This window comes from Deltaproteobacteria bacterium (genome assembly GCA_022340465.1).
GTDB lineage: Bacteria > Desulfobacterota > Desulfobacteria > Desulfobacterales > B30-G6 > JAJDNW01.
Window position 1 is genome coordinate 1 of the sequence record JAJDNW010000030.1, and the last position, 15,052, is coordinate 15,052.

General features: G+C 51.4%; 15 protein-coding genes. 12 read left to right on the forward strand and 3 right to left on the reverse strand.

Annotated elements, in window-relative coordinates:
- Positions 1–59 precede the first annotated feature (59 nt).
- From LJE94_05440 to LJE94_05480, 9 genes are all read left to right on the forward strand, one after another.
- On the forward strand, positions 60–584 hold the full coding sequence (locus tag LJE94_05440) for a GNAT family N-acetyltransferase (protein MCG6909551.1): 525 nt from the start codon (positions 60–62) through the stop codon (positions 582–584).
- Between the two features lie 532 nt (positions 585–1,116).
- Positions 1,117–1,755 (forward strand): heme-binding protein, encoded by a 639-nt coding sequence (locus LJE94_05445; protein MCG6909552.1) that lies wholly within the window; start codon positions 1,117–1,119, stop codon positions 1,753–1,755.
- 138 nt (positions 1,756–1,893) lie between these two features.
- A complete protein-coding gene (locus LJE94_05450; protein MCG6909553.1) occupies positions 1,894–2,649 on the forward strand; it encodes an SDR family oxidoreductase in 756 nt (251 codons plus the stop codon).
- A 318-nt stretch (positions 2,650–2,967) separates the two neighbouring features.
- Positions 2,968–3,489, forward strand: coding sequence for a TIGR03546 family protein (locus LJE94_05455; protein MCG6909554.1), 522 nt, complete (start codon positions 2,968–2,970; stop codon positions 3,487–3,489).
- Positions 3,486–5,207 (forward strand): TIGR03545 family protein, encoded by a 1,722-nt coding sequence (locus LJE94_05460; GenBank protein MCG6909555.1) that lies wholly within the window; start codon positions 3,486–3,488, stop codon positions 5,205–5,207. Before LJE94_05455 ends, LJE94_05460 begins: the two co-directional genes overlap by 4 nt.
- A 166-nt stretch (positions 5,208–5,373) precedes the next feature.
- Positions 5,374–5,643 (forward strand): DUF4405 domain-containing protein, encoded by a 270-nt coding sequence (locus LJE94_05465; GenBank protein MCG6909556.1) that lies wholly within the window; start codon positions 5,374–5,376, stop codon positions 5,641–5,643.
- A gap of 363 nt (positions 5,644–6,006) precedes the next feature.
- Positions 6,007–6,732, forward strand: coding sequence for an AAA family ATPase (locus LJE94_05470; GenBank protein MCG6909557.1), 726 nt, complete (start codon positions 6,007–6,009; stop codon positions 6,730–6,732).
- A gap of 23 nt (positions 6,733–6,755) precedes the next feature.
- The gene (locus LJE94_05475) at positions 6,756–7,238 is read left to right on the forward strand and encodes a hypothetical protein (protein MCG6909558.1); all 483 of its coding nucleotides are present in this window, start codon (positions 6,756–6,758) and stop codon (positions 7,236–7,238) included.
- Positions 7,239–7,387: 149 nt separating this feature from the next.
- The gene (locus LJE94_05480) at positions 7,388–8,137 is read left to right on the forward strand and encodes a C39 family peptidase (protein MCG6909559.1); all 750 of its coding nucleotides are present in this window, start codon (positions 7,388–7,390) and stop codon (positions 8,135–8,137) included.
- 44 nt (positions 8,138–8,181) lie between these two features.
- On the opposite strand, the gene LJE94_05485 is transcribed toward LJE94_05480, so the two are convergent.
- A complete protein-coding gene (locus LJE94_05485) occupies positions 8,182–8,748 on the reverse strand; it encodes an LPP20 family lipoprotein (protein ID MCG6909560.1) in 567 nt (188 codons plus the stop codon).
- On the reverse strand, positions 8,745–9,932 hold the full coding sequence (locus LJE94_05490) for a trypsin-like peptidase domain-containing protein (protein MCG6909561.1): 1,188 nt from the start codon (positions 9,930–9,932) through the stop codon (positions 8,745–8,747). Before LJE94_05490 ends, LJE94_05485 begins: the two co-directional genes overlap by 4 nt.
- Before the next feature lie 250 nt (positions 9,933–10,182).
- Between LJE94_05490 and LJE94_05495 the strand changes: the two genes are divergently transcribed.
- Positions 10,183–11,328, forward strand: coding sequence for a CsgG/HfaB family protein (locus LJE94_05495; protein MCG6909562.1), 1,146 nt, complete (start codon positions 10,183–10,185; stop codon positions 11,326–11,328).
- Between the two features lie 19 nt (positions 11,329–11,347).
- On the opposite strand, the gene LJE94_05500 is transcribed toward LJE94_05495, so the two are convergent.
- Positions 11,348–12,877 (reverse strand): LPP20 family lipoprotein, encoded by a 1,530-nt coding sequence (locus tag LJE94_05500; GenBank protein ID MCG6909563.1) that lies wholly within the window; start codon positions 12,875–12,877, stop codon positions 11,348–11,350.
- A gap of 685 nt (positions 12,878–13,562) precedes the next feature.
- Between LJE94_05500 and rsmI the strand changes: the two genes are divergently transcribed.
- Positions 13,563–14,450, forward strand: a complete 888-nt coding sequence (gene rsmI, locus LJE94_05505; protein MCG6909564.1) for a 16S rRNA (cytidine(1402)-2'-O)-methyltransferase — start codon at positions 13,563–13,565, stop codon at positions 14,448–14,450.
- Positions 14,447–15,046 (forward strand): 4'-phosphopantetheinyl transferase superfamily protein, encoded by a 600-nt coding sequence (locus LJE94_05510; GenBank protein MCG6909565.1) that lies wholly within the window; start codon positions 14,447–14,449, stop codon positions 15,044–15,046. The genes rsmI and LJE94_05510 overlap by 4 nt, the downstream gene beginning before the upstream one ends.
- The last annotated feature ends 6 nt before the right edge of the window (positions 15,047–15,052 follow it).

A 15,052-nucleotide genomic window follows, 5' to 3' on the forward strand; every position in this document is an offset into this window, starting at 1 on the left:
CCATAACCCGCCTAAATAATTATATAAAACAGCTTTTATGACGTATAGCTCCAACAAATATGAACAAAAAGCTAATCATACAACTTGCAGAACCCTTCGACGCTAATTCTTTATCTAAACTGGCTGAAAAAACCTTTAGAGGGGCCTTCGCCAAACTGAATGATAAAGAGAATTTTGAAAATTATGTTGCTCGTTCATTTACGGAGAATCAGATTAGATCAGAAATCCTTGATAGTGCTTCCACCTTTTTCATAGCCAATTTGAACGATCAATGGGTGGGATACGCTAAACTAAACCAGGGCGTTCCACCGGATTGTGTAAACCAAATCCCATCTATTGAACTTGCCCGACTCTATTCTGTGCAAGAATATTTAGGTTGCGGTATAGGTCCAGCTTTGATGAAGGCTTGTTTAAACTATGCCCGCGAAAAAGATTATAAATCAATCTGGTTGAGCAGCTGGAAGAAAAACAACAGAGGAAATGCATTTTATACCAAAATGGGGTTTCAAATCATCGGTAACGCAACCTTTGCTTTAGGATCCGATATCCAAAACGATTATATTCTCTCAAAATCGTTAATTTGATATAAAGAGAGCCGATAATGAATGCGTTTGGTAATGATAATCCCAATGATATTTGTACTGCCGGTCACGAGTCGAACCTTACAGGGTGTACTATTTCAGGCAAATTAAAATGTAAATTAAATGTGGCTGATAGGTGTGTATCGTGTTGATCATGATGGGGTCGAATAGACGTTTGGAGAATACGCAAGACAAACGATATGGGGACCGGACAGCATACCAGAAATACATTCGTACAGTGCCGGTCCTTTTCCCCCTCATTCCAGTTTATAGTTTGAAGAACATTCGCGTATTTTTAGAGTGAGAGGTGGCTTAAGCCTATAATCAAGTGATAGATGCAAAGAGATAATATTTTGAAATGCCTAATGTTGAACCGAGATAGCGAGCGTATTCCCTGCAGCTTGCTGCAGGGTAAGCGAGCGAATCATAATTGATAGAATTCCTTACGGTGAAGATTCCCCTTGCGTTTGCTGCGGGGAGCGTTCAATTGTGAAATTTCTCGTTCCAAAGACTGTCCCAAGCCTGGATCAATGCTATGAGTTACAAATTTCAGCATACGATATTCTTATGCATTTTAATGGCAGCTTCAATCATTTCAATGGGACCACAAGCTATGGCAATAGAAAAGCCTTCCTATAGTGTGATAGCAACCGAAGGCAACTTCGAATTACGTAAATATTCAGCCTATATCGTGGCAGAGACCTACGTGGAAGGCGACTTCGAAGCGGTTGGAAGTGAAGGCTTTAGACGTTTGGCGGATTATATCGGCGGAAAAAACCGAAAGAAGGCATCCATTTCAATGACTGCACCCGTCAGCCAGAAGCCGGCATCCGAAAAAATTGCCATGACTGCCCCAGTCAGCCAAGCACAGGAGAATGGTCGCTGGCGAATAGCATTCATGATGCCATCCGCTTATACAATGGAGGCGCTGCCAATTCCTGATGATGACCGGATTGCGTTGAAGAAGGAGAAAGAGAAAACAGTCGCAGTTCTTCGTTATTCGGGGACGTGGGGAAAAAAACGATATATGGACCATGAAAACAAACTGATGGACTGGATATCCACAAAAGGCTGGGAAATTATCGGAGCTCCAGTGTGGGCGCGATACGATCCACCTTTTATGCCATGGTTTATGAGAAGAAACGAAATTTTGATTCCGGTGCAAATCCAATAAATCATAGAAGAATATCGATATTATTCTTAAATCAGGTTATACTGTTTATGATGTCAATCAAGACTAATTATAATGCGGTTTAAAATTGGAGGATTGATAATTGGAAACTCTAATTAAGGGTCGAATGGGGATTGCATTATGCCGGGAGTAGCAGGACGTGTGGCGTTGGTTACGGGTGCTGGACGTGGAATTGGGCGGGTGGCGGCTGAACTGCTTGCCTCACGAGACGCAAGGGTAATGGCTGTTGCGCGCAGCGAGAATGAATTACAGACGCTGGGTCTCGAATATGTTGTCGCTGATCTGGGTACACCTGAAGGTTGTTCACTCGCGGTGAAGGAGACGCATGATCGCCTGGGTCCAGTTGAAATTCTAGTGTGTAATCATGGTATTGGTTCGGCTCTTGAGCGTGTGATCTGGGAGCAGGATCCGGCACTCTGGCGGGAAACGATGCAAATCAATCTGGATGGACCTTATTTTCTCTCAAAGCTAGTTGTCAAAGATATGATTGAGCAGAAATACGGTCGGCTTGTATTTACGAGTTCGACAGCAGGTCAAGTTGCGGAATACGCCAGCAGTGCTTACAACAGTTCAAAACACGGCCTTTTAGGCCTGATGCGTTCAGTTGCACAGGATGCCGGGCCGCATGGCGTAACGTCCAACGCTGTGCTACCCGGCTGGGTACGAACACAAATGGCTGAGATTTCTGCCCAAGCCGAAGCTGAGCAGCGCGGTGTCACCCCGGATGAGGTGTGGGCGGAAAGAGCTGCGCTCTATCCCGCGGGCCGGGTGGTAACACCCGAAGAAGTGGCCGAGGTGATCGCCTTTCTGGCTTCTGAAGAATCCAGTGGTGTTAATGGGGAAGCCATTACCGTAGCCCTTGGAAGCATATGGTGAAATAAAATTGGCGATTGCGTGTACGGCCCTGATAAAAAGTTGCTGGGGCACTCGAGAAAAGTAACTCTCCCTTTTTTACAAAATTGTGATTAAAATACTATCTGTACCGGTATATGGAGGTTGTTCCGTGCCAAAAATGCGCAAATATCACAGATGTTTTGGCAGGCTGATTACCTTAGGAAATCTCCATAATTACAGATAACACAATCATTGGTCTTGTGTTTTCGAAGCCGGTGTCGAACTTGTGATACCACGATTGTTGAGAAAGAAGAGCTGGGCCTAAATACAATAGAATGTTTCTAACGAAAGGTCGCTGCCATGGTTGAAGCTATTGCCAAACTGTTGAAGGTGTTGAACTCGGAAAACGAACCCGGCCAGATCAGTCTGGCGGTTTGCCTCTCCATGATAGCCGGACTTACGCCGTTTTACAGCCTGCACAACTTGTTGGTTCTGCTCCTGGTTTTTCTCATCAGGGTCAATGTCAGTTCTTTCATACTCGGATTTATTGTTTTTTCCGGAGCGGCATTTCTGCTGGATCCCCTCTTCCACAAACTGGGCCTATGGGTGCTGACCCTCCCTGGCCTTGAAGGGCTCTGGACCGTACTTTACGGGCAGGTACTCTGGCGTATGGAGGGATTCAACAACTCCATTGTCATGGGAAGCATCCTGGTGTCGCTGTTGCTTGCGGTTCCGCTGTTTTTTGGCCTCAATGTGATCATCCGCAAATATCGTCAACACATCCTTGAACGGATCCGAAAATTCAAAATCGTCAAAATCCTCAAAGCATCTAAATTTTATGAAATATACGAATCGGCTACGGCCTGGGGAGGAAAAGCATGAAAAAATGGATCCGCTGGCCTGGCCTGATAGCATTTGGTGTGGTCGTCTTTATCCTGGTTGGCTTTTGGTGGCTGCTGATCGACAACCTTATTAAGGGCTGGATCGAAAAAGGCGGCACCCGGCTGGTGGGAGCCAAGGTCGAGCTCGGCAAGGCTGATCTTAAACTTGCCCCGCTTGGTTTGGTACTGGAAGACCTTCAAATCACCAACCCCAAACAGCCCATGACTAACATCCTGGAAGCCGGCAGCATCGGCCTATCCATCGAAGCGAGCCACTTGTTGCGGCGCAAGCTGATCGTCAGCCTCATGACTGCGGATAATTTACGCTTCGATACAAGCCGTAAAACGTCGGGCGTTGTTGCCCAAAGGAAACCCTCTTCAGAAACGTCGGAGCAGGCAGGGGACACAACGTCCGATGCCTTTAAAATGCCGTCCCTGGCCGTGCCGGACGTCAAGGAAATCCTCTCAAGAGAGGAACTCCGGACCGTGATAGCTGCCAAAGAACTAAAAAGAGGCCTTGATGATTTCAAGGAAAAATGGCAGAAGCGCCTGGACGAACTGCCGGACCAGGACACTTTCGAACAGTATGAAAAAAGGCTCGACAAAGTCAGCAGCGCCAAAAAGAGCATTACGGGCGTCCTGGCCGCAACCGGAGAAGCCAAAGCCGTATACGATGACGTCAACCAGGACCTGCAGGAACTGAAAAAAGCTGAAAAGGATTTCGAGAAGGAGCTTGCATCCCTGAAAAAGCAGGCTGCCCGGTTAAAGAACCTGCCCGCGGAGGACTTTCGGCGTCTCCGGGACAAATACAGTCTGTCATCCCAAGGGGCCGTCAATATCACACAGATGCTTTTCGGCGACAAAGCCGGCCGCTATCTGAAACTGTTTCTCGATGGGTATCACATCATCAAACCCCTTCTGGAAATGCGGCCCGCGACTCCGGAAAATCAAAAAGTTGTACAACCTGCCCGAAGTAAAGGCGTGGACGTTCATTTTGCCACCGACAATCAACCCCCGCCCTTCCTGGTGCGTCTGGCCAAGGTTTCCGCCACCATCCCGTATGGAGACATTTCCGGTGAAATCCAAAACCTGACACCCTTCCAGGCTTTTTTGGGGAAACCGCTTATTTTTTCATTTTCAGGTCAAAACCTTCAGGACCTGCAAAAGGTAAACATCGATGGCGTGTTGAACCACGTCGACCCCTCAAAGGCGTCCGACAGGGTTACGGCGGTAGTCGAGGGGCTTAAGGTTGGTGAAAAGAACAAACAGCAGCCCGTCTACCTTGAAAAAGGACTGGCTGACCTGGAGCTTGCAGTGGCAGTGGTCAAAGGCCGTATCGATGCGCAGCTCCAAGCTGATGTTTCTTCGGCAAGCATCGCAACCGCCAATTATTTTGGTGAAGGACAACTAGCGCAGACCCTTCAAAAGGCTCTGTTAGGCATTTCTGCCTTTAATGTGCAGGCTGACATCGAGGGCAACATCGACGATTACCGCGTCAGCCTTTCCTCGAATATTGACGACGTGCTGAAAGACGCCATGGGTAGACAGCTTAAAAAGCGGGCAGGCGCATTCGAAAAAAGCCTCAACGATGCCATTGCTGAAAAAACAAAGGAACCCTTGGCTGAAAACAGCCGTCGGATATCAGGCCTGGATTCGATTGAAGATGAGTTGACATCCCGCCTGGGTCAGGGGGTCGCCGTGCTAAAGGGCGCCAATTAATCAGAGGCCAGAGATCAGAGGAGGTTAAACTAAAAAAAGCGTTGCTTGATGTGGCATTCAACGGGCTTCTCTGATGTTCGGGTATACGGCATTCTGAGAAGTCCTTTTTGTTATAGCCAGTCTTTTAATCTCTATGAAAATAACACGAATTATTGAAGGGTGACAGATGTCTAATGAAAGAACTTCAAAGCTTTGGGTTGTCAATGTAATGTGCTTCATCCTCTTTGTGGCGTTAACTTTTACTGGCTTGCTAAATTGGCTTGTTTTGCCGAGAGGGTATGAAGTGCGGGGCAGTTTTTTGGTTTCTTTAAGGCATTTTTTCATTGCTATTCATGAGTGGGCTGCACTGATGTTCATAATTTTAACCGCAGTTCATATCGTCTTGCATTGGACCTATATAAAAATTAATTTGAAAAAATATGGTATCATGAATTAACGAACATTTTTAAAGTGCTAGAGATTTCTTGCAGATTAAAAACATAAAGTACCTGTCCCTAAAATTCTCCTACATGAATACGGCGGTTTTTTTCCTGATTGTGGTGGTGGGGTGCCATCTGATTTCTAAAACAGCGTCCAGAGGCGTGAAAATTGAAGATTCATACAACATATTGTTTGTTTAATGTCGATGGCCGCTATATGGTGTGGAAAGGGATTGACAATTTCTACCTTGAGTTGTAGGTATTTTGGACCGTTTACGATATGTGCAACAGACTGTTTGCCTGAAACATCCCGTTGTTTTTGAAATTGCGTTAAAAAAGTGCTTCGCTTTAGTAATCCTTTATGGAGAGGATAGCCCATCATGATCATAAGTTTCGTTAATCAAAAAGGCGGAGTCGGCAAAACCACCACGGCAATCAATCTGGCCTCTAGCCTGGTCAGGAGAAACCTTAGATTGGTACTGATAGACGCCGATCCCCAAGGCAGTGCCGCCACCTGGCGTGGCATCGAGAATAACCAGGCATTTGAGGTCTTGTACCGTCCAGATGAATTGACCCAGGGCGACATCGCGGCTTTGGAAAGCGCCTATGATAATGTCCTTATCGATGCGCCACCAGTGGCGGTTGAAAAAGTGGAGGCCGTTATTAGGGCCTCAGACCTGGTCATTTTGCCAGTGACTCCGAGTTCTCTGGATCTATGGTCCTGCAAGGAGATCTTGGACCGGATGAGCACCAAACCGGAGGTGCGGCTTAACAATAAGGTCAGGCTCCTTATCAACCGGAAGATCCCGGGCACCCGAGTCGGTCGAGAGATGCGTCAGGCCTTGGGCACATTTGACAGGCCCGTCTTTGAAACAGAGTTGTGTCAAAGGGTGGCCTATATCGATGCCATGATATACGGTGTGTCGGTGATGCAGTTCGCACCCGGTAGCAAGGCCGCCAGTGAAATTGAGCAATGGAGCCAGGAAGTAGTCGCGTTAATAAATGAGGAAATGACCGGGGAAGATGACAGTGACAATTCCATTGCAGCGCTTTATCGGGAAGAGACCGACAATATACTTTTTCGCAGTTTTCAGAATCGTTTATAGATCTGTCGATACAGGAGGTAGGGATGGCCAAGTTAAAAAAACGCAAACTGCGCTGGAACGCTTCGGAATCCCAGCAAGTAGTTGGGTACCGGATCTATTGGGCAGAGGCCGGAGAGGTGGGATACGACTCCCCTTTTGCGGATTTGGGCAATGTTACTGAGGTGGTACTGCCGGATGAAGTGGAAGGCTTTTCACCCAAAGGTGATCCTGTGGAATTTGGAGTCGCGGCTGTAGATGAATTGGGAAACGAATCAGACCTTGTTATTTTAAAGGCACCCTATCAATTCAGAATCCCCTCGGCACCCGGAGATTTGCGGATTGAGCCCTTGAATGAATTTCACACGAAGGGGGAAGAACCTGAAGTTGAAAAGCCGAACGATTCCAAATTCTTGATCGCTAAGGGTGGTGACTCCATGACTGAAAGTGGAGCGTCGTCCTCGCCCATTGACGCAAAAGACGAAACGAAGCAATATTTTGCGAAACTTTACGAGAACCCCGAAATCTAAGAACTTCCAAAATGACACCGCCCCAATATTTTGCGGCTTCTATAATTGAGGTGTTCGGCCACTAAACGAAGTAGCAGCCTTCTTATTCAAGTGCCGTTTTTATTCGGAAAGATGTTAATGTATCTATTTTATATCGCATCGAAATCATTATGACCACTAGCTTGAGTTTCGACATACGCAGGCAGCCGGATGTCACCACCTGTGGCCCCACCTGTCTGCACGCCCTTTATCGGTACTACGGCGACTCAATCGAGCTGGATGACGTCATTGCGAGGGTATCACCGTGGCAGAAGGGCGGCACCTTGGCAGTCTACCTGGCCATCCACGCCATACGCCGGGGCTATGGCGCGACCATTCTGCCTTACAATTTGACCGTGTTCGACCCGACATGGCGTGATATCGGTTCACGACAGATGGCACGAAAACTGGAAGCCCAGTTGCTTGACAAAAAGGGGTTGCCCGGTTTTGAGGAAGTTACCCATGCTTATCTGGAATACCTGGCCCTGGGTGGTCGCATCCAGTTCAGGGTGCTCACTCCGGCCTTGATTCGTAAATACCTCAAAGCGGGTATTCCCATTCTCACCGGATTGAGTGCCACCTATCTCTATGACTGCCCCCGTGAACGAGAGCACAATGGCGGCTTGGTGTACGACGACGTTAGGGGCGACTCCTGTGGACACTTCGTGGTCCTGTCGGGCTACAATAAGGAGAGCCGCCGCGTTCGGGTGGCCGACCCGTTGGTGCCTAACCCCATAGCCGACGGCCGCTACTACGACGTGGATATCTATCGCCTGGTGTGCGCCATCATGCTGGGCATTCTGACCTATGACGGCAATATGCTGATCATAAAAAAAAGTAAGCACCCACCGGCCAAAGGCAGGCGGACGCTTACTTTTTAAAAGCGGCGCAGCCGCGGTTCACAAATGCGTCTCAGGCGGATTTATTATTTGTTCTCCATTTTCTCCAGTTCACCGTGCATCTTTTCGGCATTGTTCCTGACATAGTCGCGCACCTTGGAGTCCAGTTCCTTGTAGTTGTCCAGGGCTTCCTTGAAGGCCATGAGGTCCAGTTCACACAGGGAGTACATGGTTTTGTCATCGGGATCCTGCCAGTGGTCGACGATGGTAGCACCGTGGAGGGTCGTTTTCGAAAAAGTTTTCAGGGCCTGCTCCACGTGCTGCTCTTCCGAGGAGGCGGACATGTCCCCGGCCGTGGTGGAGGCCATGTAATCCTTGGCCAGCACCGCCACATAGGTTTCGAGGGTTTTGGCGATTTCGGCACGCGCCCGGTTGTCGGCCGTGGAGAAAAGCAGGGCCTTGTTGCTGATACCCGAGGCTATGCCCACGCCGTAAAAAACCTGCCCCTTTTCAACGTCAAATGCACCGCTGCCTTTGTAAACCCACTCGGGCATCTCAGGCGCGTTCATTTTGGGAGTCGATGAACATCCCACCATGAGGAACAGTCCAACCGTCAACAGAACGCCAAGCGTCAACACATGTTTTGTTTTCATTTTTTTCTCCTTTTTTTGAAATCATCCATCATGTTCTTCATTTCATCCATCATATCTTCCATCTCCCGCATCCCTTCGAGCAACTCATCCATGCGGTAGGGTTTTTTCTCGGTCAGAATTTCTCCCTCTTTCGGGTTTTGAGCGATCAGATCATCTGCCGGCTCCTTTTCAATCGGCTGGGCTTGATCCGCCTTGCCGGGTTCGGATTTTTTTGGAGACGGCACCGGCTTTTCATCCTGCTTGACAAGGGGGGCGGGTTCTTCGGGCTGCTCTTTTTTTCCCTCGTTCGGCTCCGCTTCCTTTTCGGGGGGAGCTGCAGCCGTCTCGGGCATGCTCGTGGCTTTCTCTTCCGGTTCCACCGGCGTCGTCGTCACTTTTTGGGGTACGGCCGGCGCGGCATTGGGTTGCTTGGCGCTTTCATCCGGCTCTGGCTGTACGGCCGCGAAGCGGTATCCCTCTTTCTTGAGCCAGTTGAGGGCGACGCTGGAGCGGATGGAAAAATTGACATCCGTTATGGTGAGGCCGTCCGCTGCCTTGCGAGCGATCATGGAATTGATTCCGATCATGTCACCGGAACTGTCCAGGAGGGGGCCGCCGGAGTTACCCCGGTTGATGCTGGCATCCGTCTGGAAGAGATTTTTGCCGGAAACGCCTCCGTAGTTGGACCAGTAAGCGCTGATGACACCGCTGGTAAGGCTCCATAAACCTCCTTGTTCCGGATGGCCGATGGCGTAAACCTGTTCACCGATGTCCACCTTTTCCGAATCGGCGAAATTGACGGTTTTCAACGGTGTGTTGAAGCCGATAATTTTGATGAGCGCCAGATCCAGGGGAATGTCGTACGCCAGAATTTTTCCCCTGTAACCGTTGGCCAGGTCGGTTTTATGATTGCCGGTGACACGTTCGGGTTTCAGGAAAACGGAGATCTCCGTCAGGAGTTGAGTGGAGCCTTGCGGTTTGAAGAGGTGCGCATTGGTTATGACGAGGCCGTCTTTGCTGATAATGGAGCCGGTGCCGCCGCTGCCCTTGCTGCCTCCTTTGGAAGCAAAAATAAAAACAACCCCCGGTCCGGCTTTCTGGTAGATCTGTTTGGGGGAGTAAGCCAGCGTTTTCGGAGCGCCAAGCCAGCCGGCATAAATTACAAAAAACGTAAAAAACCATACCACCAAGCGTTTTGTCGTCACCAGCCGTCTCCTTTAATTGCGAATCACGGACCCGGGCGGGTCCATGTGTAAAGGGAATCGATATCCCAAGGAAGATTGCTCAGCCGCCGCCCTTATAAAATAGTATTAAATGCAATTGAAGTCAACCTTCATAGTTGCAACGGTGAGGTCAATTGAAAAGGCATACATCAAAAGGATTGACTGAACAGGCGATTTTTTGGTACTAATTAATATCATTGTAAATACAGCCAAATATTGATCGGGAGGCACGGTGAAGGCACTATCCATCCTTTTTTCGATTTTTCTGGCGCTGATTATGGCTGCATGCGCCTCGTCCCCTCAAAAAAATAACCGGGAAATGTCCGAGACGGTGACCCGGCCTGCGGAGAAGCGCACGCCCCGTTTTGCACGCTTTACCGATGTCGTGGATTATCTGGGGAATTCCTTGAACGAGGAACTCTACAGGCTGAAGGTGTCTGATGGCTTCTCGGCAACAGTCGGCACCGGCACCACAGGCGGTGCTCAGAAAACACCGGAGGAAGAGACCCGCGAGCGTGCCGACGACGTCATGGACGAACTGGACAGGGAAATTGCATCCCAAGACGGAGACGGCGGCCGGTCGGTTACCTCCAGTGAAAGCTATACATCGGAGGAAACATCCAACGTGGCCGGTGGCGGGGCCGCGGCAAATGAAAAGATGGTGATCGCCGTTGCCGATTTCGTCAACGATGACGGCAAGGTGTCCAAACTGGGGCGCAATGTTGCCGAGAGACTGACGCCCTATCTGACGCGGTCGGGACAGTTTCAGGTTCTTGAAAGGGCACTGATCGACAAGGTCATCGAGGAGCAGCAGTTCCAGGTGTCCGCCTTTGTGGACGAATCGTCCACCCGGGAATTCGGCAAGCTTTTGGGTGCCGAAGCCATCATTTCGGGGACGGTTTCGGAATTGGGACAAGCCTACTATTTCAATGCGAAAGTGGTCGACATCGCCTCCGGTCGACTGCTGACGTCCATCGATGTGGAGGCGGACCGCAGCGCGAGGCTGGCATCCCTGTATGCGGCCCCGCTGCCCCAACCCACCAGGAAAAAATCGAAAGCGAGAATTTTCCGCGCCAAAGGTATCGGCGTTCCCTCCGCCAAACACACCAATCCCACCCTGGCACGGACAATGGCGGCGCGGGCGGCCCAAGCGGATGCCATGCGCAACCTTGCTCAGGAAATCGAAGGGGCCAAAGTGAGTGCCCAGACCAAGGTCAAGGACTATATGACCGAGAGCGATGCCGTTTCCATCAACGTCAATTCCTATTTGAGGGGGGCCAGGGTCATCGGCAAAAACGAAATGCCCGACGGCGCCGTGGAAGTTGAAATGGAGGTGGAAGTCCCCGGGGAATTTTTTGACAGTTTACAAAAGGATTGATTCCAACGAACCGTTGGCATCAGTCCTTTTGCTTTCCGAAGAGGAGGCGCTCGATTTCCGCTTCCACGGCATCGGAGGCCTGGTAAGATATTTTTTCGAGGCTGCGGCGGCCCGCCTCGTCCCGGTCGGGGCCCGCTTCCTTCAGGGAAAGGTCTGCCCCACCCACCCTTTCTTGCGTTGACAGGTCGAAGATGGAAACGACGGCGCGGGATCGCGCGAAGATGAGACCCGAACCGGCGCTGGTGTCCAGCAGGGTGGCTTTCACTTCGCCGACGATGGCGATATCGGCGATTCCGGCCAACCCCTGCAGCTTTTTGTTCAGTCCCGGTCCGCCTCCTATGTCGTATGCATCCGGCATGCTGGAGCGGGGGATCTTCCTGACGACTTGAAGCTTGAGCTTTTCAAGCGACTGCACGATGCCGTTTTCAAGATACGAAGCGTGCCTCTGGGTGCCCAGGTTGTATTCGTTGATCACCACGGCGACGCGAACCTCTTCCACCGGCGGCAGCTCATAGGTAAAAAGGGCATAGGCCGGCGCGACAACGCTTTCCAACTCCTTCTGAATGGCGGGATCGGAGGGGTAGATGTTAATGACGGCCTTGATCTTGTTGAGCCGCTTCCCGGTGGGCCCCAGGTTGCTGACGGATGTTTCCACTATTCCGGCCTTGTCCGACCGGGTGCTCCGGTCAAGGTTGCCGGAACCGTCGAGCCAGACGAACCTTATGCCGACATCAGGCGCCGGCGCGTTGTCGTACAACACCTTCACCCGCAGGGGGTCACGCAGGCTGCCGCCGACGATGCCATGCTGGTGGTCTCCCTCGAGTTTTTGAATCGAAAAACCGGCCATCAAGCGGGTGGCGTCTTCCTGGGCACTTGACAAGGCGGTGGAGAGGTTCCTGTGGGTAAGCTCCGGGGCAATGACATTCAGATACTGGTTTTTCCTGACTGCAAGGATCAGCTTTTTAAAGGCCAGACCGTAGGCGGCAACCGCCCGATGGACCCCGGCAAGGGACTGCCCGCTTTTTTCTGCCTCGGCGATCAGGGTCGCCGCGTTGGCCTCCAGAACGGATATCTGCTCCGATATGCTGCTCCCCCTGGCCATGCGGTCCAGCGAGGCGAATGAGTAGATGCGGTTGCCGGCTTTGTCGTGGTAACGGTCCTCGATACGGGCCCCCTCCACCTTGACCTTCACATAAGCGGCGGTTTTTTCCCATATATCCTTCTGATTCAGGGACTCACCCGCTGCCGATGACACCTCGCGTTCGAAACTGGAGGATTGCTGCTGGATGACGACCTCGATCTGCTTGGCCACCTGGGCAATCGCCCTCGAGTCGGCAGCCGCCTGGGCTGCAGCCGTGTCGTTGTATTTGATTTCGGCACTGCCGACACCGTTGATATGCAGGTCGGCCGGAAAGTCGGGCCGGCTGCCGGTAACGGTCCACTCAGGCGGGGCCGGGGCCGTTGCGCCATGTTTTGCGGACGGGGCCGCACAGGATACGGTCAGCAAAAGAAAAACCGTAAGCCACAGGGTGAAAATACCGTGTTTCATAGCAGGCTACCTCATGCTTGAAATGGATGTTTGTGTTTTTTACGGCCGGTACCGTATCACCCCTCGGATGAGAGGCCTACCTTGTTCTGGTTTATAGGACCATCTTTTAATAAGCACAACAGCCTTGTATAAACAAGCCCAAGGTTGCATAAACCTCGAGGTTGCGACGCTGAAATTGGGGCTTTATCATGCTATCCCTTTCCGGATCCATTCAGGTGGTTTTATCCGGTCAACCAAGAAAGCCGTATAAATATTACCCGTCATTGCCTCTCAAACTTATCGGCAAAATGTATTCACTTTTATCAAGAAAAAACTGAGGAAAGTCAATTTAGCTGCGGCGGCAGCATCTTCAAAGCGGGTGAAAATAACGCTCTCAAAGCAAGACAGCTACGGTTGAACCGAGATAGCGAGCGAATCATAATTGATAGAATTCCTTACGGTGAAGATTCACCTTGAGCTTGCTGCGGGGAGTGTTCAATAAAAGGAAGATTGATATGAACGATATTAGACAGAAAGCTGAAATCCGGGCGTCTAAATAGAAAGAAATAACAAATTCCCGTATTACTTCGGACAGTATCGACACATTCGAACGAAACCTTCGAATTATTGACTATTATAATTGTCGGCGGGGGCCAGGGCAACTATACCTTGCGCTACGAAGGTGAATTGGGGTAATGTGGGCGGCATGAATAAGGCCGCTGACACCCGATCGACCACCGAATTTCCGGGGAGGCTGTACGTGGTCGGCACGCCGATCGGGAATCCCGGGGATATCAGCTTGAGGGCATTGGAAACCTTCGGCAAAGTCGATCTGATAGCGGCCGAAGACACGCGCAACACGCGCCGGCTCCTCGCCGGCCACGGCATCGACCGCCCCCTTATCTCTCTGCACGAGCACAACGAAGACCGGCGGACGGAAGAGCTGATCGCTAAACTTTCTACCGGATTGTCCATCGCCCTGGTGTCCGACGCCGGTACACCGACGCTCTCAGACCCCGGATACCGCCTGGTCACGGAGGCTGTCGCGGCTGACATCCGGGTGGTGCCCATTCCGGGCCCCTCGGCCGCGGTCGCAGCGCTCAGCGTTTCCGGGCTACCCACCGATACATTCCTGTTCCTGGGCTTTCCACCCCGCAAACCCGCGAAGAGAATCGCTTTTCTCCAGGGACTCGCCGAGGAAAACAGGACGCTCATTTTTTACGAGTCCCCTAAAAGGCTGGCCGGTCTTCTGTCGGATCTCTCCGACATCGTGGGGGAAAGGCGGGCCGTACTTTCACGGGAAATGACCAAGCCGTTTGAAGAGTTCATTCGCGGTACGCTGAGCGACATCCACGGGGCGATTCAACGGAAAAAGGCGCTCAAGGGCGAGTGCACGCTGTTGGTGGAGGGGAAAAAAAAGAGTGAAGACGTGTCGCAAAAAGCCCTGCGCGAGATTGTCGTCGGAGAGTTTGACGCCGGCGAGACGGGCGTGTCGGCCCTTTCCAAAAAGATTGCCGAACGCTACGGCATTTCCAAAAAAAAGGTTTACGAGGAAGTGATCCGCATGAAGAAGGAACGCGGTGAGGCAGGATGACTCCCGGCATCGGCAGATGTATTACCCCCGTTATTCTGGCCGTTCCCGACAGGGTGCGGCGCCTGCCGATCAGGGAAAGGGTCCGGGCGCTGAGTGCTCAGGCGCGCGAGGCGTTGCGCATTTGTGCGGTCGAAAGCGGTGTCGAACTGGGGCCGCTGGAAAAGAAGCCCAACGGGGCACCTGTTCCCTTTGACGGCCACCACTGGTCGCTGACCCACAAGCCGGCGTATGTGGGGGCGGTGATAAGCAGGCAGGCGGCCGGCATCGATATCGAGGCCGTCAAGGAGGTATCGGATGGCCTGATCCGTAAAACGGCCGGCGAGCGGGAATGGCGCCTTGCAGCGGTCGATCCCGCGGAAGTGTTCTTCAGATACTGGACGGCCAAAGAGGCGGTGCTGAAAGCCGCGGGTTCAGGCATGGCGGGGCTTTCCGACTGCCGTGTCGTGGAGATTCCCGATGCCGGGCATCTGGGGCTCGAGTATGGGGAAGCGTCTTACCTGGTGGAGCATTTTTTCTTTGACGGCCACGTGGCTTCCGTGGTTAAAAACAGGCTTCAGGTCGACTGGAAATTGTTCCAAAAAGTACGCGATGTTTAGAAGCGG

Bases quoted from the DNA above. Each gene is read 5' to 3' on its own strand.
- LJE94_05485 (MCG6909560.1), bottom strand. From the start codon at position 8,748: ATGAAAACAAAACATGTGTTGACGCTTGGCGTTCTGTTGACGGTTGGA.
- LJE94_05445 (MCG6909552.1), top strand. From the start codon at position 1,117: ATGAGTTACAAATTTCAGCATACGATATTCTTATGCATTTTAATGGCA.
- LJE94_05480 (MCG6909559.1), top strand. From the start codon at position 7,388: ATGACCACTAGCTTGAGTTTCGACATACGCAGGCAGCCGGATGTCACC.
- LJE94_05450 (MCG6909553.1), top strand. From the start codon at position 1,894: ATGCCGGGAGTAGCAGGACGTGTGGCGTTGGTTACGGGTGCTGGACGT.
- LJE94_05475 (MCG6909558.1), top strand. From the start codon at position 6,756: ATGGCCAAGTTAAAAAAACGCAAACTGCGCTGGAACGCTTCGGAATCC.
- LJE94_05510 (MCG6909565.1), top strand. From the start codon at position 14,447: ATGACTCCCGGCATCGGCAGATGTATTACCCCCGTTATTCTGGCCGTT.
- LJE94_05470 (MCG6909557.1), top strand. From the start codon at position 6,007: ATGATCATAAGTTTCGTTAATCAAAAAGGCGGAGTCGGCAAAACCACC.
- LJE94_05440 (MCG6909551.1), top strand. From the start codon at position 60: ATGAACAAAAAGCTAATCATACAACTTGCAGAACCCTTCGACGCTAAT.
- LJE94_05500 (MCG6909563.1), bottom strand. From the start codon at position 12,877: ATGAAACACGGTATTTTCACCCTGTGGCTTACGGTTTTTCTTTTGCTG.
- rsmI (MCG6909564.1), top strand. From the start codon at position 13,563: ATGAATAAGGCCGCTGACACCCGATCGACCACCGAATTTCCGGGGAGG.
- LJE94_05460 (MCG6909555.1), top strand. From the start codon at position 3,486: ATGAAAAAATGGATCCGCTGGCCTGGCCTGATAGCATTTGGTGTGGTC.
- LJE94_05455 (MCG6909554.1), top strand. From the start codon at position 2,968: ATGGTTGAAGCTATTGCCAAACTGTTGAAGGTGTTGAACTCGGAAAAC.
- LJE94_05465 (MCG6909556.1), top strand. From the start codon at position 5,374: ATGTCTAATGAAAGAACTTCAAAGCTTTGGGTTGTCAATGTAATGTGC.